General features: G+C 52.8%; 19 protein-coding genes and 1 pseudogene. 14 read left to right on the top strand and 6 right to left on the bottom strand.

Annotated features, from left to right (window positions below; all coding sequences use genetic code 11):
- The 6 genes and pseudogenes from A918_RS0108160 to A918_RS0108135 form a co-directional block, all read right to left on the bottom strand.
- Positions 1-237 (bottom strand): annotated as a pseudogene (locus A918_RS0108160) (ribokinase); the annotation flags it as partial.
- Positions 234-1,280, bottom strand: coding sequence for an ABC transporter ATP-binding protein (locus A918_RS0108155; protein WP_022710587.1), 1,047 nt, complete (start codon positions 1,278-1,280; stop codon positions 234-236). The pseudogene A918_RS0108160 and the gene A918_RS0108155, both read right to left, overlap by 4 nt.
- Positions 1,280-2,794, bottom strand: coding sequence for an argininosuccinate lyase (gene argH / locus A918_RS0108150; RefSeq protein WP_022710586.1), 1,515 nt, complete (start codon positions 2,792-2,794; stop codon positions 1,280-1,282). The genes A918_RS0108155 and argH overlap by 1 nt, the downstream gene beginning before the upstream one ends.
- 10 nt (positions 2,795-2,804) lie before the next feature.
- The gene (locus tag A918_RS0108145) at positions 2,805-3,656 is read right to left on the bottom strand and encodes a carbohydrate ABC transporter permease (RefSeq protein ID WP_022710585.1); all 852 of its coding nucleotides are present in this window, start codon (positions 3,654-3,656) and stop codon (positions 2,805-2,807) included.
- Positions 3,653-4,576: a carbohydrate ABC transporter permease gene (locus A918_RS0108140; RefSeq protein WP_022710584.1), complete on the bottom strand. Its 924-nt coding sequence runs from the start codon at positions 4,574-4,576 to the stop codon at positions 3,653-3,655. The genes A918_RS0108145 and A918_RS0108140 overlap by 4 nt, the downstream gene beginning before the upstream one ends.
- A 228-nt stretch (positions 4,577-4,804) precedes the next feature.
- Positions 4,805-6,052 (bottom strand): extracellular solute-binding protein, encoded by a 1,248-nt coding sequence (locus A918_RS0108135; protein ID WP_022710583.1) that lies wholly within the window; start codon positions 6,050-6,052, stop codon positions 4,805-4,807.
- A gap of 307 nt (positions 6,053-6,359) precedes the next feature.
- Here A918_RS0108135 and A918_RS0108130 point away from each other — a divergent pair, with 307 nt between their 5' ends.
- From A918_RS0108130 to A918_RS0108065, 14 genes are all read left to right on the top strand, one after another.
- Positions 6,360-7,589 carry an ROK family protein gene (locus A918_RS0108130; RefSeq protein WP_022710582.1) on the top strand — a complete coding sequence of 410 codons (1,230 nt, stop codon included), beginning with the start codon at positions 6,360-6,362 and terminating at the stop codon, positions 7,587-7,589.
- Between the two features lie 24 nt (positions 7,590-7,613).
- Positions 7,614-10,043, top strand: a complete 2,430-nt coding sequence (locus tag A918_RS0108125; protein WP_022710581.1) for a PIG-L family deacetylase — start codon at positions 7,614-7,616, stop codon at positions 10,041-10,043.
- A 114-nt stretch (positions 10,044-10,157) separates the two neighbouring features.
- Positions 10,158-11,285 carry an LLM class flavin-dependent oxidoreductase gene (locus A918_RS0108120; RefSeq protein WP_022710580.1) on the top strand — a complete coding sequence of 376 codons (1,128 nt, stop codon included), beginning with the start codon at positions 10,158-10,160 and terminating at the stop codon, positions 11,283-11,285.
- 63 nt (positions 11,286-11,348) lie between these two features.
- Positions 11,349-12,023, top strand: a complete 675-nt coding sequence (locus A918_RS0108115; protein WP_022710579.1) for an FMN reductase — start codon at positions 11,349-11,351, stop codon at positions 12,021-12,023.
- A 75-nt stretch (positions 12,024-12,098) separates the two neighbouring features.
- Positions 12,099-13,136: an LLM class flavin-dependent oxidoreductase gene (locus A918_RS0108110; RefSeq protein WP_022710578.1), complete on the top strand. Its 1,038-nt coding sequence runs from the start codon at positions 12,099-12,101 to the stop codon at positions 13,134-13,136.
- A gap of 121 nt (positions 13,137-13,257) precedes the next feature.
- The gene (locus A918_RS0108105) at positions 13,258-13,908 is read left to right on the top strand and encodes an NADPH-dependent F420 reductase (protein WP_022710577.1); all 651 of its coding nucleotides are present in this window, start codon (positions 13,258-13,260) and stop codon (positions 13,906-13,908) included.
- A 30-nt stretch (positions 13,909-13,938) separates the two neighbouring features.
- Entirely contained in the window at positions 13,939-14,262 is a 324-nt protein-coding gene (locus A918_RS0108100; protein WP_022710576.1) for a GNAT family N-acetyltransferase, read from the top strand.
- Positions 14,263-14,765: 503 nt separating this feature from the next.
- Positions 14,766-17,522, top strand: a complete 2,757-nt coding sequence (locus tag A918_RS0108095) for a xanthine dehydrogenase family protein molybdopterin-binding subunit (RefSeq protein ID WP_022710575.1) — start codon at positions 14,766-14,768, stop codon at positions 17,520-17,522.
- A complete protein-coding gene (locus tag A918_RS0108090; protein WP_022710574.1) occupies positions 17,519-18,058 on the top strand; it encodes a (2Fe-2S)-binding protein in 540 nt (179 codons plus the stop codon). The genes A918_RS0108095 and A918_RS0108090 overlap by 4 nt, the downstream gene beginning before the upstream one ends.
- Positions 18,055-19,317, top strand: a complete 1,263-nt coding sequence (locus A918_RS19880) for a cytochrome c (protein WP_022710573.1) — start codon at positions 18,055-18,057, stop codon at positions 19,315-19,317. The genes A918_RS0108090 and A918_RS19880 overlap by 4 nt, the downstream gene beginning before the upstream one ends.
- A gap of 75 nt (positions 19,318-19,392) precedes the next feature.
- Entirely contained in the window at positions 19,393-20,316 is a 924-nt protein-coding gene (locus tag A918_RS19875) for an XdhC family protein (protein ID WP_022710572.1), read from the top strand.
- Positions 20,309-20,899 carry an NTP transferase domain-containing protein gene (locus A918_RS0108075; protein ID WP_198013281.1) on the top strand — a complete coding sequence of 197 codons (591 nt, stop codon included), beginning with the start codon at positions 20,309-20,311 and terminating at the stop codon, positions 20,897-20,899. Before A918_RS19875 ends, A918_RS0108075 begins: the two co-directional genes overlap by 8 nt.
- 352 nt (positions 20,900-21,251) lie before the next feature.
- The gene (locus tag A918_RS0108070) at positions 21,252-21,818 is read left to right on the top strand and encodes a YceI family protein (RefSeq protein ID WP_022710570.1); all 567 of its coding nucleotides are present in this window, start codon (positions 21,252-21,254) and stop codon (positions 21,816-21,818) included.
- Positions 21,819-21,848: 30 nt separating this feature from the next.
- Positions 21,849-23,060, top strand: coding sequence for a lactate oxidase (locus tag A918_RS0108065; RefSeq protein WP_022710569.1), 1,212 nt, complete (start codon positions 21,849-21,851; stop codon positions 23,058-23,060).
- Positions 23,061-23,087: the final 27 nt, after the last annotated feature.

Genomic DNA, 23,087 nt, shown 5'->3' with positions numbered 1-23,087 from the left:
TGCCAGACCGGCGGACAGAGCATCCAGACCGAGCCGCGCCACAAGCGCGGTTGTGCGGCCGGTATGTGCCAGATGCGCGGCGGTGATATAGGCACCGCCACCGGCTGCCATTTTCAGATTGTCGGCAAAGACTTCACGTCCCGGTTCCGGCAAAGCTGCCAGACCGGTAAAAATCAGATCGCAGTAAATCCGCCCGATGCTGAGAACGGCCGGATGCTGATTGTCTTTCAAACTCATAGACGTCCCAGACTTTTCTCTGTCGCCTTGTCAAACAGATAGAGACTGCCACTGGCTGCGCGTGCAGTCAGCGTGCTGCCGGTGGCCGGAATGAATTTGCCCGATGCAGTAGCGATAACTGCGGTGCCCTGTACATCAATATGCACCAGTGTTTCAGGCCCCAGCGGTTCAGCCGCGGTGACGGTGCCGGTCAGTTCAATGCCTGCCGGTGCGGAGGCGACATCGCCGGTGACAACCATCAGATCATGCGGGCGGATACCGACCAGAACATCGCCGTCCGTTGCGAATTCCACGCTGTTGCCGTTTTTACGGCCTGAGATCAGGTTCATCGACGGGCTGCCGATAAAGCGGGCGGTAAACACATCAACCGGATTTTCATAAAGCTCGGTCGGTGTGCCGGTCTGCAGAATATTACCGTCGCGCATCACCACAATACGGTCAGCCATAGTCATGGCCTCCACCTGGTCGTGGGTCACATAAACGGTTGTGGTTTTGAGGCGCTGGTGCAGACGTTTGATCTCAATACGCATCTGGGCGCGTAATTGCGCGTCAAGATTGGAAAGAGGTTCATCAAACAGGAAAGCAGACGGATTGCGCACCATCGCACGGCCAATGGCAACGCGCTGACGCTGGCCGCCGGAGAGCGCAGCAGGGCGGCGATCCAGATATGGCTCAAGTCCGAGAATTTTTGCGGTTTCTTCAATACGGGCATTCTTATCCGCATTGGAGATTTTGGAGGTATAGAGACCGAAGCCGATATTCTGGCGCACAGTCATATGCGGATAGATCGCATAATTCTGGAACACCATCGCAATATTGCGCTGTTTCGGGTCACGTTCATTGACGACTTCATCGCCGATTTTCAGCGCGCCGCCGGAAATATCTTCCAGACCGGCAATCATGCGTAGCGTCGTGGATTTGCCGCAGCCGGAAGGCCCGACGAAAACCACAAATTCGCCGTCGGCAATTTGCAGGTCAATGCCGCGCACGGCCTCAACCTTGCCATAGCGTTTAACCAGCTTGTTCAGTTCGATCGTTGCCATCAGCGTTTCTCCACCAAGGCCTGAAATTTATCATTGAGCTCGCGCGCGGCTTTGGCCTCGTCTGCGGCTTGTGTGTCTGCAAGGCTTGCAAAGGCATTGGCCTGATCGCGATATGCTGTGAGTGCCTCAGCCATTGGCTCCGGTGCAGGGCCGCCGAAACGATCACGCACGGCGATGAAATGCTCCGGCGAAACCAGCTCTTCAAACTTTGTACGGTCGAAAGACGGTTCTCTGCCTGCTGCATGTTTGAAGGCTTCCAGAAACGGCTCATAGCCGTCCTGTGCCAGACCGCCGCCTTTGGCAACAACAGCCTTGGCCACGGTTGCTGCAATTTCATGCGCCTGACGGAAGGACAGACCTTCAATGCGTACCAGTGAATCAGCCAGCTCGGTAATGGTAATGCAGGAGCGGCGGATATTGTCGGCAACACGTGCCGGATCAATGCGAATGGCCTGCACAAAGGCGGCCAGCAGATCAAGCACACGACCGGCAGAAGCAAAAGCTTCATAGCCCATTTGCTGCGTTTCACCTTCACTGTCATTCATATCGGTGAAAGGCGTATTATGGATCACATCCAGCACAGTGCGGGCGCGTCCCATGGTCTGACTTGCCAGATGGCGCATATGTTCAATTGGCACCGGATTGCGCTTCTGCGGCATGATCGAAGAGATCTGCACAAAAGCATTCGGCACATAGATCTGGCCAACCTCGAAGCTCGTCCAGAACTGGAAATCCTGAATGAGACGGCCGAGATGGATAAACATCAGCTCAATCGCGGAATAGGTTGAGGTGATGTAATCCGAAGCGGCAATACAGCTGTAAGAATTGCGTAAAGGCGCGGCAAAGCCCAACAGGTCAGCCACGCGTGCGCGGTCGATGGGAAAACCTGAGGTGGTGATGGCTGCCGCGCCCATAGGTGACAGGTTGACGATTTCACGCGCTGTTGCAAAACGCTGCATATCGCGGATCAGCACTTCAATTGCTGCGGACAGATAATGGCCGAAGGTTGAAGGCTGTGCAGGCTGACCATGCGTATAGGCAACAATCAGTGTTGCCTGCTCGCGGTTTGCAGTTTCAATCATCGCATTGAGCAGATGACGGGATTTGGCCAGCAGAATATCAATATGTTCTTTGAGGCCGAGTTTGAACAGCGTGTGGTCAATATCATTGCGTGAACGTGCGGTATGCAGACGACCGGCAATATCTGCGCCGAGGCGGGACTTCAGTTCTTTCTCGATCAGGAAGAAGAAGTCCTCAACTTCACCCGTATAGGTGAGAGATGCGGGATCAATATCACGGTCGATCTGTTCCAGCGCACCGGCGATTGCCGATGCCTGTTTTTCGTCGAGAATGCCGGTTTCCGTCAGCATGACCAGATGGGCGCGGTCAATACGGCGGAAACTTTCGACATGATGGGTTTTAGCGCCGTCAAAAAGCGGTTTCAGCACGGTCTCCTTGTAGACCGGATCAGGGAAAACGCTTTTATCGGCAAGGCGCGGATCGTTTACAGACATGATAGTATCCTTATCCCTTCAGGCCGGCCAGCATGACGCCGCGCACGATATAGCGCTGCAGCAACAGGAACACGAGCAGTGTTGGCAGGGTGGCGATAGCGGCGCCGGTCATAATCATTTCCCACTGAATCGATTGCTCGACCGCGAAACTCGAAAGCCCGACAGGCAATGTGTAGAGTTCCTTGCTGGTGGTGACGATCAGCGGCCAGAAGAAGGCTGTCCAGTTGCCGAGAAAGGTGAAGATTGCCAGAGCCGACAGTGCCGGTGTGACCAGCGGCATGGCCACTTTCCACCAGATCTGGAATTCGTTCAGACCATCCACACGGGCAGCTTCGAGGAAGTCATTCGGCACGCCTTCAAAGAACTGCTTCATCAGGAAGGTACCAAAAGCCGTCATCATGCCCGGGAACATGATGCCCCAATAGCTGTCGAGCCAGCCGAGTTTGCTGGACATCAGATACCACGGGATCACCAGCATTTCGGTCGGGATCATCAGCGTTGACAGAATGGCGAGGAAGATGAAGTGGCGGCCACGGAACTGGAATTTTGCCAATGTGTAGCCGACAAGACTGTCGAAAAACACATTGGATAATGTGACGACAACCGCGACGAACATCGAGTTGAAGAACCAGCGCAGGAAGCGGCCGTCTGCCAGAATGGTGACATAGTTCTGTACTGTCGGTTCAGCCGGTATCAGACGCAGATCATAGACCTGACTGGCGGTTTTGAACGAGGTGGAGAACATATAGGCCAGCGGTGTGACCATGATGATGCCGCCGATAAACAGCAGTGTCCATGTGAGGACGCGGCCTGGCCGGATATTTGCAAACGGGAGTGCCGGTGTTTTGGTTTCAGCGGTCATTTCTTTTCCCTCAAGATCCACAGCTGCAACAGTGAGACAACCAGCAGAATGGAGAACAGCACGACTGTCTGCGCAGCGGCATAGCCCATGGCGTAAGACGAGAAGGCGGTTTGATAGATCATCAGCACCAGTGGCTTGGTGGAGCCAAGCGGACCGCCCGGATCATAGGTGGTCATGTTATAGACCTGATCGAAAATGCGCAGGAAGCCGATGGACGAGAAGACGACCAGAAACACGGTTGTCGGTTTCAGCAGCGGAATGGTGATTTTGCGCAGGATTGCCCATTCACCCAGGCCGTCAATGCGGGCAGCTTCATAATAGGTGTTAGGGATAGCGCGCAGACCAGCCATGAAAATGATGATCTGGAAGCCGAGGCCCGCCCAGATGGATGTTGCCATAATGGAATAGAGTGCCTGATCCACCGAGCGCAGGAATGTCTGCTGGGGCAGGCCGATGGTATTGAGCATATTATTGATCACGCCGATCGGAGCAGGCTGATAGAACCAGCGCCAGACCCAGCCCATTGCCGCAGCAGTGGTGAGAAACGGCAGGAAATACAGACCACGGATCAGCCCGTGCATGAAACGTACGCGATCAAGATAATAGGCGATCACAAAAGCCAGAAACAGGCTGACCGGCGTGCCGATAAGCAAGTAAGTGAATGTGTTTTTGAACACTTTCCAGAATTGCGGATCAGCGAACAGTTTCTCATAATTCGCAAGGCCGATAAATTTCGGCGGTTTCATCAGATCCCAGTTGGTCAGCGACAGCCAGAAGGCTTCAACCGTGGGATAAAACCGGATGACCGTGTAAAACAGAATAGGCAGGGCGAGAAAGCTCCACACCCAGATGAGCCGCCTTGTGCGCATGGGCAGGCGGTTCCAGAAAGTATCACCGGAGCGGGCAGCCGTCACAGTCATGGTTCAAAATACCTTATGGTACAGAAGCATATCCGGCAAAATGCGATGCGGTTTTGCGGGACTATGCGTCAAACAAATTTGGGGAATATAGCCGGAGGTTCAGCACATACCGGAAATATTCTGGCGGAGAGCCGGAACTCATCCGCAGTTTCATGCAGTCTGAAGATGATGAAACGATATTCCGGTGTGCCGCCGATTGATGACAGCGGCACACCGTCTTTTCAGAGATTACTGCGCATCATCGATGATGGTCTGTTCTGCTTTTGCAGCTTCAGCCAGCGACTCTTTCACAGGCTGTTTTTCCAGAACCACACGGTTCACCATATCCATAGCGGTCTGACGCTGGGCTGCTTCATCCACAAACATGGTGGTGTGCGCATAGTCCAGACCTCTGAGGAACGGGCCGTAGATCGGGTCTGCCAGATTGGCTTCAGTCTGGGCAACCGCACGACGTGCAGGTAGTTCACCAACTTCCTTGAGCCAGATTTCCATCGCTTCCGGCGAGGAGATATAGTTCAGGAATTTCTTGGCAGCTTCCAGTTTCTCGCCTTTTGCATTGGCACCGATACCGTTTGCAAAATAGCTGGCATAGTTAGAACGCACGCCTTCAGCATTGGCTGGCAGTTCGGTTACACCCCATTCAAAATCCTTGATGGTGCGGAATGCGCCGAGGCGGAAAGTACCGTCAACAGTCATGGCAGCCATGCCTGCACGGAACGCAGCCTGACCTTCATCCATGAATTTCAACTCGCCGACTTTTTTCTCTGTCTGCAGGTCGGTGTAGAATTTCAGAGCCTTTTCACCGGCTTCGGAATCATAGGTGACTTTGCGGTCATTGTCGGTGTAAGGCGCGCCACCATACTGGCGGATCAGCACTTCACGCCACCAATGGTGATCCTGTCCGGCCATATCCAGAGTGATACCGGCAGTGGTCAGATTGCCGTTTGCATCGCGCTTGGCAGTCTTTTCAGCCGCCGCAACCAGCTCATCCAGTGTTTTTGGCGGGTTTTTCGGATCCAGACCGGCTTCTTCAAACAGTTTCTTGTTGTAGAACAGCGCCAGCGAACGTACCGCAGTCGGCAGACCATAATAGTCTTCGCCGCGCTTCATCGCACTGGTGATCGGGAAGAAGTCGCTTTCGATCTTATCATGCGGGAATGTATCGGTTGGCAGCGGCTGCAAAATGCCGCCTGCTACGAATTTATCGAGCCAGCCATAGAAAAGCTGCATGACATCAGGGCTGTTGCCAGCCATTTTGGCTGCAATCACGCGGGTCTGATAATCATCATAAGGGAAGGTGGTGTGCTTGACCTTGATGTCTGGATTGGCTTTTTCGAAATTCTCGATCAGCTTGTCCATCGCTTTAACGCGCGATTCGAAGACATATTGCCAATATTCAATTTCAACAGCCTGCGCTGCATTGAGCGCCATTGTGCTGAAGCCTGCGAGCAATCCCGCAAATAATAGTTTACGCATGTGAACCTCCCCTTATGACCTCCGGCTGTTGCCGGTATCAGGCAAAAATACAGTTTTGTGCATGTTGTTTCCGAAACGGCAGCCCGTTTTGGGGTGACATGCGTCAGCGATCAGTGTTCGGAAATTGCATCTCGTCAAAGACCGGTTGGCAGCTTTGCCCCTTCAGATGCGTTTTCCTCCGCAGAGCTGCCCTCTACGGTCACTATTTTACAGGCTTTTGTCAATAAGATAATTTACTTGAGTTAATCTATTGCGGTTATGAAGGCTCTCGCTTATCATTTTTTTGAGACGGGCAGGACGGAGCAGCATGGGCGCACAGCCGGCAGGTACACAATCGGGTACAGAATCAGGCACACAGCTGATTACTTTGGGTAAAAACCCCGAGCGAATCCGCGATCATAATCGTCGGGTGGTGCTGGATATTGTGCGTCAGCACGGCTCTTTGGGGCGGATGCATATTGCGCGCCTGACCCATCTGACGGCTCAGGCAATTGCCAATATTGTCGATGAACTGGTCTGTGAAAATCTGTTGATGGAGACCGGAAGGCTCAAATCCGGCCGTGGTCAGCCGCCTAAACAATTCGCAGTCAATCCTGACGGCGCTGTAACGATGGGTGTTGAAATGGCATCCGATCACATGGTGACGACGGTGCTTGATCTGACAGGGCAACCCCGTTCCCGCCATATTACACCGGTGCATGATACCAGCCCTGACGCGCTTTCCGGCTTGTTGCGTATACAGGTTGATACTGTGAAAGCGGAGTTTTCTGCACCTTTGCTGGGTGTCGGTGTGGTGATGCCGGGGCCGTTCGATATTGAAGGCATGACCTCTGTCGGGCCGACTACTTTGCCCGGCTGGTCAGATGTGGATGCGGCAGCCATTTTAGGTGAGGCTTGCGGTGAGCCGGTTACCATCGAGAATGACGCGAATGCGGCAGCGGTGGGAGAGCGCCTGTTTGGTGCGGGACATGCCATTTCCTCTTTTGCGATGATCTATTTCGGTGCCGGTGTCGGTCTTGGTATGATTCAGGATGGTGTGCCGTTTCGCGGCGCTTTCGGCAATGCCGGTGAAATCGGACATATTGTGGTGGCGCCAAAAGGGCGAGCCTGCCCCTGTGGTCAGTCCGGTTGTCTGGAGCGCTACGCCTCACTGTATGTCCTGCGTGAAAAGCTGGCTTTGGCGGGCGTGACAGAAACAGATTTTGATGATCTGCAGAAATTGCATGACAGCGCTCATCCGGTGCTGATGGAATGGATGGATGAGGCCGCACTCTATCTGGCGCCGATGATTGCCATGATCGAAAATATTCTCGATCCGGAAACGGTAGTGCTGGGCGGTATGTTACCCGATGCGATTATCGACGGATTGATTGCACGGATGGGGCAGTTGCCGATTTCCGTTGCCAGCCGCCGCAGCCGTGCTTTGCCGCGTGTGCTGCGCGGGCATACCGGACAATTTACGGCGGCTTTGGGTGCCGCTGCTCTGCCTTTGTTTGAAGCGATGACCCCGAAACTGGATACGCTCGCTGACTTGTAATTCATTCTTGTGAGGAGGCATCCGGTGCTGACTGACCGCCAACGTATAGAACAACAAAAATCGGCACCGGCTCTTATGCGCCTGCATCATGCATTAAGCCGGTTACGCTCGGTGGTTACAGTGATGAATACAGGCGCACACCCTGATGATGAGCAAAGCGGCTTACTGGCTTATTTCCGTTTTGGTGCGGGTATGCGGGTGATTGTCGGTTGTTCCACAAGGGGTGAGGGCGGGCAGAATGCACTGGGGCCAGAACGCGGCGGTGCATTGGGGCTGATGCGCTCCCGTGAAATGGAAGAGGCCGCGCGGATACTGGATTGCGATATTGTCTGGCTTGGTCACGGGCCTGATGATGCGGTACATGACTTTGGCTTTTCCAAAGATGGTGACCGGACTTTTGACCGCTGGGGTGAGGAGCGTATTGTCGAGCGTCTTGTGCGTGCCTATCGGAGTGAGCGGCCGGATATTGTAATTCCGACATTTCTTGATGTGCCGGGTCAGCATGGTCATCACCGTGCGATGACCCGCGCGGCGGAGCGAGCGATTACGCTGGCTGCTGACAATCAGGCTTTTCCTGAGCATTTTGCGCAAGGGCTGAAGCCTTGGCAGGTCGCCAAATATTATCTGCCTGCATGGTCTGGCGGGGGTGATACTTATGATGATGAAGTGCCGCCACCTGAAGCGACTGTGATTGTCCATGCTGACAAGCGCGAACCGGCAACGGGTGCGGATTATGACCGCATCGGGGAATGGTCGCGTTATTATCATGCTTCTCAGGGTATGGGACATTGGCCGAAGCAGCCAAAAATACAGTGGCCTTTGCATCTGCTGCTGGCAGAAAAGACCGGTGCGGAGGTTTCCGTTTTGGATAATCTGCCAGCTAATCTGGTGGCCTTAGCGGCTCATGCGGAGATGTTTGAAGTTGTCGCCCAAGCATTACAAGATGCGCAAAAAGCGATTGATAGTGCCATTGCCGCGTTTCCTGACCGTGATGCAATCATCGCTTTTCTGGTATCGGCTGCGCGCAATATTGATACTGTCCGAGCTAATGCGCCGGCAGATTTTCTGCTCGCGCATGAGCATCGTCTTTTACGCAAGAAGACCGAGATTGATGCTGCGCTGATTGAAGCTGCAGCGATTTTTGACAGTGCGGAGCTGAACCCGCCGGTGATGTCACCTGCCGGTGAAGCTTTGTTGCAGGTGCGGTTTGGTGCTGGTCATGCGCAATATCAGGCGCAGGTTGAGCCGGTTTTACCGGAGCATTGTGCGACCTATGCACATGAGACAACCGCGACCACTCAGTCCTTTGATATAAAGGCCGGAGCAGAGGCGGCTTTCAGTCCGCTTTATCGGCCGGTCTGGTCTTCGCTTGGTGGTAATGGCGAATTCTATGTGTGTGTGACGGCACAATTCTCTGACTATCAGGCTAAAGCGAGTTTCGATCTTGCGGAACAATTTGCGCTGGTGCCTGCCCAATCTGTGCGGATTGAGCCTGAGGCGGTGATTGTTCCACTTGATCCGGCAGGCAAGACACAATGGCCGGTGAATGTAACTGTCAGTGGTGATCCGCAGCCTGTGCGCTTTATCAGCACCGGTGGCTGGACGGTTGTGCAGAGCGCCGATAGCACGACACTTCATGCACCGGAAAAACGGGAAGCCGGACTGTTCCGCTTACAAGCACAAATTGCCGGTCGTGATGCAGTGCGGCAGACGCCAATTGCCTATCCGCATATCGGGCAGGTGATGTATCGCGAACCGGAATTGTTGAATGTTCTGGCGCTGGATCTGAAGCTGCCGCAAGGTGCAAAGATCGGTTATATCGGCAGCGGTGCTGATCGTGTTGGTCTGTGGTTGAGCCGTATGGGGCTTGATGTAACAGAGCTGGAGCCAAAACATCTGGCCGGTGACTTACAGCAATTCACCACCATTGTTGTCGGTATTTTTGCTTTCGGTATAAGGCAAGATCTGGCTGAGGCAACAGCACGCTTACATAGCTATGTTGAAAATGGCGGTCATTTGCTGACGCTTTATCATCGCCCTACCGATGGCTGGAACCCGCAGACAACACCGGTGCGTCCATTGAAAATCGGCTCACCCTCACTGCGCTGGCGAGTGACCGATCCCGCAGCGACTGTCACCGTTCTGGAACCGGAGCATAAATTACTCAATTGGCCGAACCAGATAACAACGCAGGACTGGCAGGGCTGGAACAAAGAGCGCGGGCTGTATTTCGCCTCTCATTGGGATGAGGCCTATCAGCCGTTATTGTCGATGCATGATGCTAATGAGCAGCCATTAACCGGTGCGCTTTTGTCTGCACGAATTGGTAAAGGGCGGCATACGCATACCAGTCTTGTGCTGCATCACCAGATGGACAGGCTGGTTGCGGGGGCATTCCGTCTGATGGCCAATCTGGTGAGTGGCGCTGATGATGAGAGTTTGTCTGATATTTAGGACAGTCTAGTGCAATTCTACTGACTACTGCAAAAATCTGAACTGATTATGTTTCTGTCAACAACGCACTTTGGTGCTTATTCCTGACACAGGAACAAACGGACAGGTGTACTCATGCAGTTTGGAATTTTTACCGTCGGTGACGTAACAACTGATCCGACAACCGGCAAAACCCCGAGCGAACATCAGCGGCTGAAGTCGATGATGAAATATGCGCTGAAGGCGGAAGAAGTCGGTCTCGACGTTTTCGCTACCGGCGAACATCATAATCCGCCATTTGTACCGTCTTCACCGACGACCATGCTCGGCTGGATTGCGGCTAAAACCAGCAAGATTCAGCTGACGACCTCGACAACGCTGATTACCACCAATGATCCGGTGAAGATTGCCGAGGATTTTTCGATCCTGCAACATCTGGCCGATGGTCGTGTTGATCTGATGATGGGGCGCGGCAATACAGGGCCGGTTTATCCGTGGTTCGGTAAGGATATCCGTGAGGGTATTCCGCTGGCGATTGAGAATTATCATCTGCTGCGCCGTTTGTGGCGTGAGAAAACAGTGGATTGGCAGGGTCAGTTCCGCACGCCTTTGCGCGGTTTTACGCTGGCTCCGGCACCGCTGGATGATACGCCGCCATTTGTCTGGCACGGCTCGATCCGCAGCACGGAAATCGCTGAACAGGCTGCGTTTTACGGAGATGGTTTCTTTGCAAACCACATCTTCTGGAACAAGGAACATACCCAGCAGATGATCGATCTGTATCGCTCGCGCTTTGAACATTACGGTCATGGCAGTGCGGATCAGGCGATTGTCGGTCTTGGCGGGCATATTTTCATGCGCAAAAACAGTCAGGATGCCATTCGTGATTTCCGGCCTTATTTCAATAATGCGCCGGTCTATGGTCACGGACCATCCATGGAAGATTTTATGGAAATGACCCCGCTGACTGTCGGCTCGCCGGAGCAGGTGATCGAGAAAACACTGAGTTTTGCTGATTATGCCGGTCATTATCAGCGTCAGTTGTTCCTTGTCGATCATGCCGGTCTGCCGGAAGAGATGGTGCTTGAACAGATTGAGCTGCTGGGCACGGAAGTGGTGCCGGTATTGCGCAAAGAGTTTGAAGCACGGCGTCCGGCGCATATTCCGAGTGATCCGCCAAGTCATGCAAGCCTGCGTGCACAGGGCGAGGGCGGCAAACACCGTAAGGTCATTCCGGTTGAAAGCGCAGAACAACCAGCCTGAGGCAGGTTTGATTAAGGGGCAGGGATCTCTCTGCTCCTTCCCTGCCAATGAACGGAGATAATTATGACACGTCGTATTCTTGTATTGAGTGCAGGTCTGTCACAGCCATCATCAACCCGTATGCTGGCAGATCAGATTGCACAGGCAACAGCCGCGCAAATCGGCGCACGTGGTGAAGAGGCGCAGATCGAGGTCATCGAGCTACGTGAACTGGCTATGGATTTGGCCACGACTATGGCGACCGGTGGCATTCCGACACCGCATCTTTCTGAGGTTAAAGAGAAAATCTCTGCGGCTGACGGGCTGATCGCGGTCACGCCGGTTTTCACCGCCAGTTATAGCGGATTGTTCAAAATGCTGTTCGACAGTCTGGATACCAATGCATTGAACAATATGCCGGTGATTATTGCGGCAACAGCGGGAACAGCACGCCATTCACTGGTGCTTGATCATGCTTTGCGGCCGTTATTTTCTTACCTGCGGGCGACAGTTGTGCCGACTGGTGTATTCGCTGCGACAGAAGATTTCGGCAATGGTGAAGCCGGACATGATCTGTCTTCGCGCGTGCAACGTGCGGCGAGTGAATTTGCAGCGCTGGTTGTAGCGGAAAAGAGTGGTGTCGGTGGTTTTGTTCCGAATATCGGCGATCAGCGCAAACGGGATTCCGGTGTGCAGCTCAGCCAGACGGTTACGCCATTTGCACAATTGCTCAAAGGGCGCACCGGCACAACCGGTTGATAAACAGACAGCGACACATATTTAGAAAATTCAAAGTGCGGGCATTGAGATGCCGCACTGAAAGGAGCCAGTATTATGGAACTTGGCGTTTATAGTTTCGGCGACGTACAGAAAAATGCACAGACCGGTGAGCTGGGCTCAACGGCAGATGCAACACGCAACCTTCTGGAAGCCATTCAGCTGGCCGATGAAGTGGGGCTGGATTATTTCGGTATTGGTGAACACCATACACGGGAAATGCCTGCTTCTGCGGCAACGGTTATTCTTGGTGCTGCGGCAGCCACAACCAAAAACATTAAGCTGGGCAGCGCGGTAACCGTGCTGAGCACCGATGATCCGGTACGCGTTTATCAGCAATTTGCGACGCTGGATGCGGTATCGAACGGACGTGCAGAAATCACAGCCGGTCGCGGTTCTTCGACGGAGTCTTTCCCGCTTTTCGGTCATAGTCTGAATGATTATGACGAGCTTTATGCGGAAAAACTTGATCTGCTGTTGAAGATCAATGAGAGCGAAAGTGTGACATGGCAGGGTAAATTCCGTCCGGCTTTGAATGAGGCGCTGGTTGTGCCGCGTCCTGACAGTGGCTCGCTGCCGATCTGGCTGGCAACCGGTGGTAATCCGCATTCATCGGTGCGTGCCGGTATTCTCGGACTGCCGATTTCCTATGCGATTATCGGCGGACAGGCTGCGCGTTTTGCACCTTTGGCCGAGTTGTACCGCCGTGCGGGCGCTCAGGCTGAGATTGCTCCGGAGCAGCTGAAAGTCTCGGTCGCAGTGCCGGGTTTTGTTGGCGAGAATGCCAAACAAGCCAAGGATTTTTTCTGGACGCACTGGCATGCGGTGATGGAACAGCTGGGCAAAATCCGTGGTTTTGCACCACCGCCACGCTCGCATTATGACAGTGAAGCCAGCGGCGGTGGCGCGATTTTTGCCGGTGAACCGGAAGAAATTGCAGAACGTATTATCACCTTGCAGAAACAGCTCGGGCATATGCGCCAGTTTTTCCAGATGGATGTGGGGCAGATGCCGCATAAAGACTTTCTGCGTTCGATTGAATTGCTGGGAACCAAAGTGAAGCCTCTGGTTGATGCGGAGCTTGGCGTGGATTGAGTATTTTCGGTTTAAACCGAATTGTTGAAAATGCTCCATCCGTTTGTTTCTGCGCGTGTCTTATCCGAAAACCGGTTCCCACTTTTCGGGATACGCTTTCAAGTAACAGGAGATTGCTGATATGCAGATCACCGAAGTGAAAACAATTGGTATTCTGGGTGCCGGCCGTGTCGGCACCGCTATAGCCCGTCGCGCGATTGCGGCGGGTTATGCGGTGAAGATTGCGACATCCAAATCACCGGCAGAGATTGCGCTGTTGCTCGAAATCATGGTGCCGGGTGCTGTTGCTGCAACCGCGCAGGACGTGATTGCAGAAAGCGATATCGTCATCCTTGCGCTGCCTTTGTCCAAATATCGTCAACTGCAGCCGGAACTGCTGGCGGGCAAAATCGTTATTGATGCAATGAATTACTGGGCACCGACAGACGGAACTCTTGCTGAGTTTGAAACAGGAACTTCGAGTAGCGAAGTGATCCAGAAATTCCTGCCGCAGTCGCGGCTGGTACGCAGTTTCAACCATATGGGCTATCATGAGATTGATGAGGAAGCCCGACCAAGCGGTGACCCGCAACGCCGTGCGCTGGCCATTGCCGGTAATGATGCGGAGGCCCGCAGGCAGGTTGCCGGATTTATCGACCGGATTGGGTTTGATCCGGTGGATGCGGGGCTTCTGATAGAAAGCCGGATGTTTGATACTGGTACACCGGTTTTCGGTGCGCCGTTTACCCGTGCGGATATGCTGGAAGCACTTACTCTGAAACAGGCAAGCTGACAGGCCACAAGTTCAAAAGGAGAGGGTTGAATGACTGATATTCGAATGAGCAAGGAAGACACAGACACACGCCACGGGCGCTATGTGGCGCGTGTTGACGGTGTTGAAGGCGAAACCGAGATTACATTTACCCGCCGCGCGAACGGCGTTATCAGTGCGGATCATACCGGCGGGCCGGATTCCATGCGCGGTACCGGTGCGGCTGCCGCACTCGTAACCTATATGGTTGAGGATGCACGTAAAAATGGTTTTCGCATTCTGCCGCTTTGCCCTTATGTGCGGGCGCAATATCGCCGCCATCCGGACTGGGCGGATGTTATGACGCTGGCACCGGGTGAAGAGCCGTCGCTTTAAAGTAATACTGGATAGTTTTACTCAAGTATAATTGTTTTGACGTCCCAAATACCTGATTGTTCGTGATTTTTAGATTCGATTGTCAAAAATAGCCTTATATTCGTAGGAATATAAGGCTATTTTTTATGGAAAACGGCTTTAAAATCAACGTGTTAAATGTTCTCGTTTTCGTGATCTTGAAACTGTTCTAAAATGTGTTAGCCCTATTATATTAGCTGAATATTGGTCGGGTTTGCGCAGATTTCACTCATTCTCGTCGATGGTAATTTCGTTTGAAGAATGATGATTGAGTAAGGCATAAATACACCAAATCTATATCCGGACGGATAAATATGCAGGCATTGATTTAATCTGTCTGTGCTCTAATTCCGGATATTTAATACTACGTAATGTTGAGTAGTTTCAGTAAAATTCAGATCTGAATTCACCGTTTCTTCGTCGGAGGAGCCGGTTTGGACAAAGATTGTTTTGTAATATTGTAAGTAACGCTGGGAGTAATTCATATGACACCGACACGCAGGGACTTTCTCAAGTTTACAGCGTCCGGAATTGCGGTCACTATTCTTCCGATCCGTGCGGCCCGTGCTGCATTGTTTGAAAAGCAGATTCTGGACTTACCGCTCCCGCAAGGCACAACCCAGCTCAAGCGTCGTGTTGACGGCGTGGCAAAGGTGACAGGTTCCAAGGTTTTTGCCCGTGATATCCGCGCCAAGGATATGACTGGCTGGCCGAAAGAACAGGCGCATGCTTTCGTGGTCTGGTCGACCCGTGCCGATGCACCGTTTCTTGATCTTGATCTGTCTTTGCTGGGTGAAGATCTGCAGCCGGATTATCTGGTAACCGCAGAGGATACAGTTAAAGCCGGTCTGGATTTCTACGATCCTTATACTTACGGCCAGAAAATGCTGTCGCCGAAAGGCGAAGTACCGCTGTTTCTCGGTCACCCGCTGGCAATTCTGATCTATCGTGATTTTGCTCGTTTCTCTGTTGCCAAGCGCATTTATAAAACCAAGCGTGATGAGATCATCCGCTATGGTGAAACAACCGCGCCTGTTGAGCAGGGCCCGCTGGCCAATTTCCGCTTTGTCCGTGTTGAGGGCGAAGGCGGCGCTAAGGCCGAGAAAGACCTGTTTAATCCGGTCGATGACGGCTATGTTTTTGCCACTTATGACAAGAATGATGTCAACTGGCCGAAAGCTGATGCATCGGGCGATGCAATGGGACGCGGCATGGCCTATGCCGAAGGTATCCGTGCAGAGCTGAACACGCCGCCTGAAGACTGGCATGTGATCGAGCGTGAATATTATTCACCGTTCATTGATGCGGCAGCGCTTGAGCCGGACAATTGCAATTGCTGGTATGATGCAAAATCCGGCAAACTTGAAATTGTTATGGCCAGCCAGAGCCCGCATGAAGTGATGACCGGCACCGCTGCCATGCTCAAGAAAAGCACCTTTGATGTGCGCGAGCTGAAAGGCCATCCGGCCTATACGGTTGGTTACGGTACCAAGGAACACAGCCCGTTCCCTTATTACGGTATTGTTGCTGCGCTCTTTGCTGAAGGTCGTCCGGTGCGTTTGGCACTGGATCGTGAAGAACATTTCCAGACAGCAATCAAGCGTCACCCGCTGCGCATGAAATATCGTCTGGGTATCAACCGCAAGACACTGAAAATGCAGGCTCTTGCAGCTGATCTGGAACTGGATGGCGGCGGCCGCCAGAACTATACCACACCGGTCACGCAGGTTGCTGCCGGTGCGGCGCAGGGAATTTATTATTTCCCTAAAAACGATATTGCCGCCATTGCCCATTCATCCCGTGCGCCGATGTCCGGTTCTGTGCGTGGCTTCGGCTCGCTGGAAGCACAGTTCGGCACAGAAATGCTGGTTGAAGAACTGGCTGAAGAGCTGGGCGTGGACGTGATGGAACTGCGTCTGATCAATGCATTGCAGGACGGCGAACGCAGCTCTGCCGGTGCATTCCCGATGAGCCTGTGCCGTATGCGCGAAATGATCGAAGCTGATCGTGCGCATCCGGTCTGGGCAAACCGCGCCAAGCGCAAAGCCGAGTTCGAAGCAGAAAACCCTGCGCTGAAATATGGTGTTGGCTATGCGATTGCCAAAAAGGGCTTCGGTAACTCGAACGAAGCTGTGGCAGCCTCGATTGTTCTGACACCGGAAGGTAAAATTCGTCTGCATCATATTGCCGTGGAAATCGGCACCGGTGCGGTCAGCACACAGGCACTGATGTGCTCGCGCTGGTTGGGTAAACCTGCCGATGAGATTGAAAGTGCTGCTCTTGACTGGGCGCCGCTGGAAATGTTTGCCACGCTCAATCCGTTTGTGATGGACAAAGCCCATCAGGATGAGATGTCGCCGGATCCGCGCTGGACACCGGCAATGGCTTCGGCCTCCAGTGCCACCAATAGCGCGTTCTACTTTACTCATGGTACTCATGAAGCTGGCCGTCTCATTTATGAGCGCGGTATTCTGCCTGCGGCAGCGGCATTGTGGAATGTCTCACTGGAAGAGGCAGCTGCTGCCTCGTGGAAAGATGAGAAATTCACGCTTGCCGATGGCCGTGCGCTGACGCTGGCAGAACTTGCCGCCAAAGCCTATGAGCTGAAAGGCATTACCGGCGCGATGGTTCACGCCTTTGACCGCTGGGGCTGGGGTGAAGCCGATTATGATATTCTCGGTGAAACCAGCCGCCGTCCGATTGACGGTCTGGCAATTCAGACCGGTTCCGATCAGTGGCAGCGTATTGAGCGCCGCAATGTGCATTACATGGACCCGCAGGTGGATAATGCCAGCTGGTCACGTTTTGCACCGGCATCGGCACTGATTGAAGTCAGTGTTAACCGCGGTACCGGCGAAGTGAAAATTCTGTCGCATCATTCCTCCATGGATTGCGGTCGTGTGCTGGTTCCGGAATTTGTATCCGGCCAGTTGCAGGGTGGTATCGGGATGTCGGTCGGTCATGCACTTTATGAGGGTATGCCGCTCTATGAAGACGGTCCCGGCAGCGGTGACTGGAACTTCAACCGCTATCGTCTGCCACGCGGCAAAGATGTGGCGGTCTGGAACCAGACGGCAAATATTCTGCCGGTTACAGAACAGGAAGATCATCCGAAAGGCATTGCAGAAGTGGTGCAGATTCCAACCATTCCTGCGGTCGCCAATGCGGTTGCGCATGCCGTTGGCAAATATCTGCGCGAACTCCCGCTGACGGAAGAAAAGATTAAAGAGGCATTGTCATGAGTATCCCGACACGCGAAATCAAGCTGAACATCAACGGCCAGCAGGTAGGGCCGATGACGGTTCCTGAAGAATTGTCGATGGTGGATTTTCTGCATGAATATGCAGACCTGACCGGCAGCCGTTTTGGCTGCGGACAGGGACTGTGCCGCGCCTGTACCGTGATTGTGGACGAGCCGGATGGTACCAGCCGTGAAATGCGCACCTGCATTACCGGTGCCCATTATTTCAACGGCCGTTCTATCCGCACAGTTGAAGGTCACGCGACCAAGGGCGAAGACGGTCAGCTGAAGCTTTCTGCCATTCAGGAAGCTTTCCTCGATCATTTCTCCTTCCAGTGCTCCTATTGCGCACCGGGCTTTGTGAATGCTGCTACCGTTCTGGTGGAGCGTTTGCAGAAAGAGCCTGTGGCAAAAGAAGACGTGAAGCAGGTCATCGAAGATTCCCTCAATGATCATATCTGCCGCTGCACCGGCTATGTCCGTTATTACAGTGCGGTGCATGATGTTGTCATGAACACGCCGGGGCTTGTTAAATGAAACCAGTAATCAAATGGATTCTCGGGCTTGGTGTTGTCGGTGGTGTGGTTGCGGCCTCCGTACCGTTCTGGCCGGCAAAATCTGCCTATGATGATAAGGCTGCCGAGCAGCGTCTGACTGTTTCCGGTGAAGATAAAGCCAAGCTTATCAAGCGCGGTAAATATCTTGCCGCTGTAGCAGACTGCGCGGCCTGTCACCAGTCGCCGGATGGTGCGCCTTATGCCGGTGGCCATCCGATTGAAACGCCTTTCGGCGTGATTTACGGCACCAATATTACGCCGGATAAAGAAACCGGTATCGGCAATTATACATCGGCTGATTTCTATCATGCGGTGGTGGATGGTGTACGGGCAGACGGCAAACGGGTTTATCCGGCGATGCCTTATGTGTCCTATCACACAATCCGACCGGAAGATTCCGATGCGATCTATGCCTATCTGATGGATCAGCAGCCGGTGAAACGTGCCAATCCGGAACTGGGCCTGTCTTTCCCGTTTAATCAGCGCTGGGCACTGTCTTACTGGAATCTGGTCAATCCGAAGCTGCAAATGCCTGTCAATGCCACACCGGAACAGGCCAATGGTGCTTATCTGACCGATGTTCTTGGTCATTGTCAGGAATGTCATACGCCGCGTAATGCGATCGGCGGTCTGAAACTGGCATCAGCCTATGAAGGCAGTGTGCTGGGCAAAATTACAGGCCCGAGCCTGAAGCCTGAAGCGCTTGCTGCACGTGGCTGGACGACTGAGGATTTGCGTAAATTCCTCAAGACCGGTATGTCGCCACAGGGCACCATGACACTGGAAATGTATCCGGTATTGCTGCACTCATCCCAATATATGACGGATGAGGATATTGCCGCTATTCAGACCTATCTGACCGGCGACAAGCTTCCGGCAGCACCTGAGCAGACACCGGTTGCGATTGATGCTGCACTGCGTCAGAGCGGTCGTGATGCCTATATGGCTGTTTGTGCCGGTTGCCATGGCGTGGATGGTGAAGGCAAGCCGCATATTGCGCCCGCAATGACGACCAATACCAGTGCGATGCTGGCTGATCCGAGCAATCTGATCCATGTGATTGTGGATGGTATTGCCGAGCAGCGCCTTGGCAATGGTGAAGTGATGCAGGCGATGCCGGGCTTCAAAGATGCGCTGACAAAGCAGCAAATTGCTGATCTCGTTAATTATATGCGCGCGGAATGGGGCGGTCAGCCTGCAAATATCACCGTGCAGGACATTGAGAAAGCAAGTCATTAAATCAGCTTGCACAGACCGGCGGGTGCAAATCCGCCGGTCTGTTTTTGAGACATAATTTTATAAGGCATCAGTGCTATGGACGATGGTATCGTACCCGATAAAGTCGATGTGCATCGCTTATTTCATACAGATCAGACGATTGATGTGCTGCGTTTTGCGCATGAAACTGTGCAGCAGGGCAAGCCTTGCGCGCTGGTTATGCTGACGGAAATTATCGGCGGGTCTTCCCGTGCTGCCGGTGCGATGATGGCCGTTACTGCGACTGGCGGTTTTTGCGGCATGGTCTCCGGTGGCTGTGTTGAAGGTGTCGTTGCACGCGAGGCTGTGCAGGCGCTGGCAGAGCAGCAGGACAGAATATTGCGGCTCGGCAAAGGGTCTTCCTATTTTGATGTGGTGCTACCCTGCGGCGGCGGGATTGTGCTGGCAATCCATGTGCTGCGGGATGCGCAGGTACTGGAAGAGGTGCTGGGCTATCATGCGCGCCGACAGGCCGCTGCATTGTTCTATCATCCTCAGAGCCAGACTTTGGCCTGTTCCGAAATATCACATAGCACCGGCTGGCATGAAGACCGGTTTGCCGTTGCTCTGCCGCCTGCATTGCGCCTTGTGCTGCTGGGGCAGGGGCTGGAAAGTGAAGTGCTTTACCAGGCTGCAACAGCGCTGAATATTGAAGCCGTTCGTGATGTTCTGCCTGCGGATATTGATGAGGCAACGGCCGTGGTATTTCTCCAGCACGATCTTGATAAAGAACTGCCGCTGCTGAAGCAGACGTTGAACAGCCGTGCCTTTTATATCGGCTGTCTCGGCAGCAGGCGCACCCATGCGGTACGGCGTGAACAATTGCTGAAAGAGGGTTTTTCGGAAGAGCAGATTGCGCGGTTGTCTGCGCCGGTTGGTCTGTTCGGCCCTGTGCGTGATGCACGTTCTTTAGCTGTGTCGGTTCTGGCAGAGATCATGGTGCGCAAGACAGAACAAGCCAAGGATGCGCGTCATGGTTGATGCGTCTTCGACCGCTGTTCTGGTGCTGGGGGCCGGGGCAGGTTCGCGCTATACGGATGGCGACAAGCTGAATGCCATGCTCGGCGGCAAGCCTGTCGCACATCATATATTGCAGGTACTCGATGGCTTTTCATGGGGCAAACGGGTTGTGACCTGTCGCAACCTTGCGCCGTGGACGAATGCTTATGCGGATGCAGGCTTTACTCTGGCGCTGACGGAAAATGTTGATACGGGCATGCTCGGTTCCCTGCATTGCGGTCTGGCTGAGATTCAGGAGCAGTCGCGGGTGCTGATTTGTCTGGCGGATATGCCGCTGGTGCCGCACTCCCATATTGATCGTTTATTGCACTTGGCTGCGAGCAGCACAGCGCCGGTGATTGCATCTTCATCCGGTGATTATAGCGGCCCTCCGGCTTTGTGCCTGACAGAGCATTTGAGAAATTTGCCGCTTGCAGGTGAGGGCGGAGCGCGCAGTCTTTTACCTCAGGCAGAATTTGCAGAAATGGCTGCACCGGCCTTTGCCGATATTGATACGATGACGGATTTCGAGCAAATCCGGCAGATTTTACAGGCGTCGCTCTGACAGCTCTTTTACCCCTATAGAAAGCGCATTTTGGCGCTTTTTTATCATCCGTACAGGTCGAATTCCTACCCTTATTAGTCTGTACTGAATAATTGTCCTGTTTTTAGAACAGTGCTTATTAAAATCCGCTCTACTCAGCAGCGCATCAGAGGCTTATTGTTTAGCCATACGAGCGGAACTGGTTTTCAGTTCATTATCTAGCTCTCCACCACAGAAAACAGTGCATGTCGAAATGCAGGTTTGAACCGGATGATAACAAAGCAGAGTGGCTCATTCTGTTTTGTGTCACATGCCGGTTGAAGAACGCATTTGCTGTACTAATTTTCAAATGCCTAAAACAGGAATAACAAAAATGAAGAAAATTATATTGCCGCTTCTTGCTTCTTTGCTGACCGTTTCTGCTGCGCAGGCGGCTGACTATAAGCTGGATCCCGATCATACAAAGGCAGTATTTTATATCGATCACTTTAATACATCCACCAATACCGGTGGCTTCTACGGTATTAAAGGGGACATCAGCTATTCACCGGAAACGCAGACCGGTTCTGTGAAAGTGTCTATTCCTGTCGATACTTTGAATACAGGTATCAAGGGTTTCGATGCACATATGAAAAGCGCTGATCTTCTTGATGCTGCGAAGTATCCGACAATCGATTTCACATCTACCAAGTGGAATGTCGCTGATAACAAGCTGGTTTCGGTTGACGGTAATCTGACCATCAAAGGCCAGACACATCCTGTGCAGCTCAAGGCGACCAAGTTCAATTGCTACCAGAACCCGATGTTGAACGCTGAAGTTTGTGGCGGTGACTTCGAAGTCACAATCGACCGCACCAAATGGGGCGTGGATTTCCTTGTCAAAGAAGGCATGGAGAAAATGGTCACTCTGAAAATTCAGGCAGAAGCTGTCAAACAGTAACAGTCAATCGGCGCGAAGCCGGGAGTTTGTATGATGAAAACATTTCTTAGCAAAAAATATGCAGTATCGCTGAGCGCAATTGCTCTTGCTCTTTCCCTCGGCGTTGCTCATGCCGCTGACTATAAAGCCAGCACCGCGGAAGGCCCTGTCAAGATCACCAATCTGGGTGAACTTGAAGCTCAGGTTAAGGCCAATATGGATAAAGGCGCCTTCGGCTATATCCGTGGCGGTGCAGAAAACGAGCAGAATCTGCGCTCCAACACATCGGTGTTTGACAAGAAATATATTATGCCGCGCGTCATGCAGGGCATTGAATTGTCAGACATTGATCTGAAGACTAATTATCTTGGTATTGATCTGAAAACCCCTGTTATACAGGCACCGATGGCGGCACAGGGGCTGGCACATCAGGATGGTGAAATCGCTACGGCCAAAGGCATGGCAAAAGCGGGTTCGATCTTCTCTCTGAGCACCTATGGCAATAAAACCATTGAAGAAGTGGCTGCGGTATCCGACGGTAATCCGTTCTTCTTCCAGCTCTATATGAGCAAGAATGAAGCGTTTAATGAGTTCACTCTGAAACGTGCCAAAGACAGCGGAGCCAAGGCGATTATTCTGACCGTTGACTCACCGGTCGGCGGATATCGTGAAGACGATATCAAGAATAACTTCCAGTTCCCGCTGGGTTTTGCCAATCTGGAACTGTTTGCCAAGCAGAATGATGATGGTTCCAAAACCGGTAAAGGTGCAGGCATCAGTGAAATCTATGCACAGGCCAAACAGGCATTCACACCGGCCGATATTAAATATGTAAAAGACATGACCGGTCTGCCGGTGATTGTGAAAGGTATTCAGTCGCCGGAAGATGCTGACGTGGTGATTAAAGCCGGTGCAGACAGTATCTGGGTTTCCAACCACGGTGGCCGTCAGCTCGACAGTGGTCCTGCTTCTTTTGATGTTCTGCCTTCGATTGCCAAAGTCGTGAATAAACGCGTTCCGATTGTTTTCGACAGTGGTGTGCGTCGCGGTTCACATGTGTTTAAGGCACTGGCAAGCGGTGCGGATGTGGTCGCTGTTGGCCGTCCGATCCTTTATGGCCTTAATCTCGGCGGCTCGGAAGGTGTCAACTCCGTTATCCAGCAGCTGAATAAAGAACTGACCATCAATATGATGCTGGGTGGTGTGAAAAACATTGAAGAAGTGAAGAAAACAAAACTCTATAGCGATAAAGATTTCGAATAATTATTATCGATATGCAGTGCATGAGGC

Origin of the sequence: Pseudochrobactrum sp. AO18b (assembly GCF_000409565.1) — a bacterium.
Classification (GTDB): Bacteria; Pseudomonadota; Alphaproteobacteria; order Rhizobiales; family Rhizobiaceae; genus Pseudochrobactrum; species Pseudochrobactrum saccharolyticum.
This window is presented reverse-complemented; position numbering and strand designations above follow the sequence as displayed.

Coding starts and splice junctions, on each gene's coding strand:
- A918_RS0108155 (WP_022710587.1), bottom strand. CDS start 1,280: ATGGCAACGATCGAACTGAACAAGCTGGTTAAACGCTATGGCAAGGTT.
- argH (WP_022710586.1), bottom strand. CDS start 2,794: ATGTCTGTAAACGATCCGCGCCTTGCCGATAAAAGCGTTTTCCCTGAT.
- A918_RS0108145 (WP_022710585.1), bottom strand. CDS start 3,656: ATGACCGCTGAAACCAAAACACCGGCACTCCCGTTTGCAAATATCCGG.
- A918_RS0108140 (WP_022710584.1), bottom strand. CDS start 4,576: ATGACTGTGACGGCTGCCCGCTCCGGTGATACTTTCTGGAACCGCCTG.
- A918_RS0108135 (WP_022710583.1), bottom strand. CDS start 6,052: ATGCGTAAACTATTATTTGCGGGATTGCTCGCAGGCTTCAGCACAATG.
- A918_RS0108130 (WP_022710582.1), top strand. CDS start 6,360: ATGGGCGCACAGCCGGCAGGTACACAATCGGGTACAGAATCAGGCACA.
- A918_RS0108120 (WP_022710580.1), top strand. CDS start 10,158: ATGCAGTTTGGAATTTTTACCGTCGGTGACGTAACAACTGATCCGACA.
- A918_RS0108115 (WP_022710579.1), top strand. CDS start 11,349: ATGACACGTCGTATTCTTGTATTGAGTGCAGGTCTGTCACAGCCATCA.
- A918_RS0108110 (WP_022710578.1), top strand. CDS start 12,099: ATGGAACTTGGCGTTTATAGTTTCGGCGACGTACAGAAAAATGCACAG.
- A918_RS0108105 (WP_022710577.1), top strand. CDS start 13,258: ATGCAGATCACCGAAGTGAAAACAATTGGTATTCTGGGTGCCGGCCGT.
- A918_RS0108100 (WP_022710576.1), top strand. CDS start 13,939: ATGACTGATATTCGAATGAGCAAGGAAGACACAGACACACGCCACGGG.
- A918_RS0108095 (WP_022710575.1), top strand. CDS start 14,766: ATGACACCGACACGCAGGGACTTTCTCAAGTTTACAGCGTCCGGAATT.
- A918_RS0108090 (WP_022710574.1), top strand. CDS start 17,519: ATGAGTATCCCGACACGCGAAATCAAGCTGAACATCAACGGCCAGCAG.
- A918_RS19880 (WP_022710573.1), top strand. CDS start 18,055: ATGAAACCAGTAATCAAATGGATTCTCGGGCTTGGTGTTGTCGGTGGT.
- A918_RS19875 (WP_022710572.1), top strand. CDS start 19,393: ATGGACGATGGTATCGTACCCGATAAAGTCGATGTGCATCGCTTATTT.
- A918_RS0108075 (WP_198013281.1), top strand. CDS start 20,309: ATGGTTGATGCGTCTTCGACCGCTGTTCTGGTGCTGGGGGCCGGGGCA.
- A918_RS0108070 (WP_022710570.1), top strand. CDS start 21,252: ATGAAGAAAATTATATTGCCGCTTCTTGCTTCTTTGCTGACCGTTTCT.
- A918_RS0108065 (WP_022710569.1), top strand. CDS start 21,849: ATGATGAAAACATTTCTTAGCAAAAAATATGCAGTATCGCTGAGCGCA.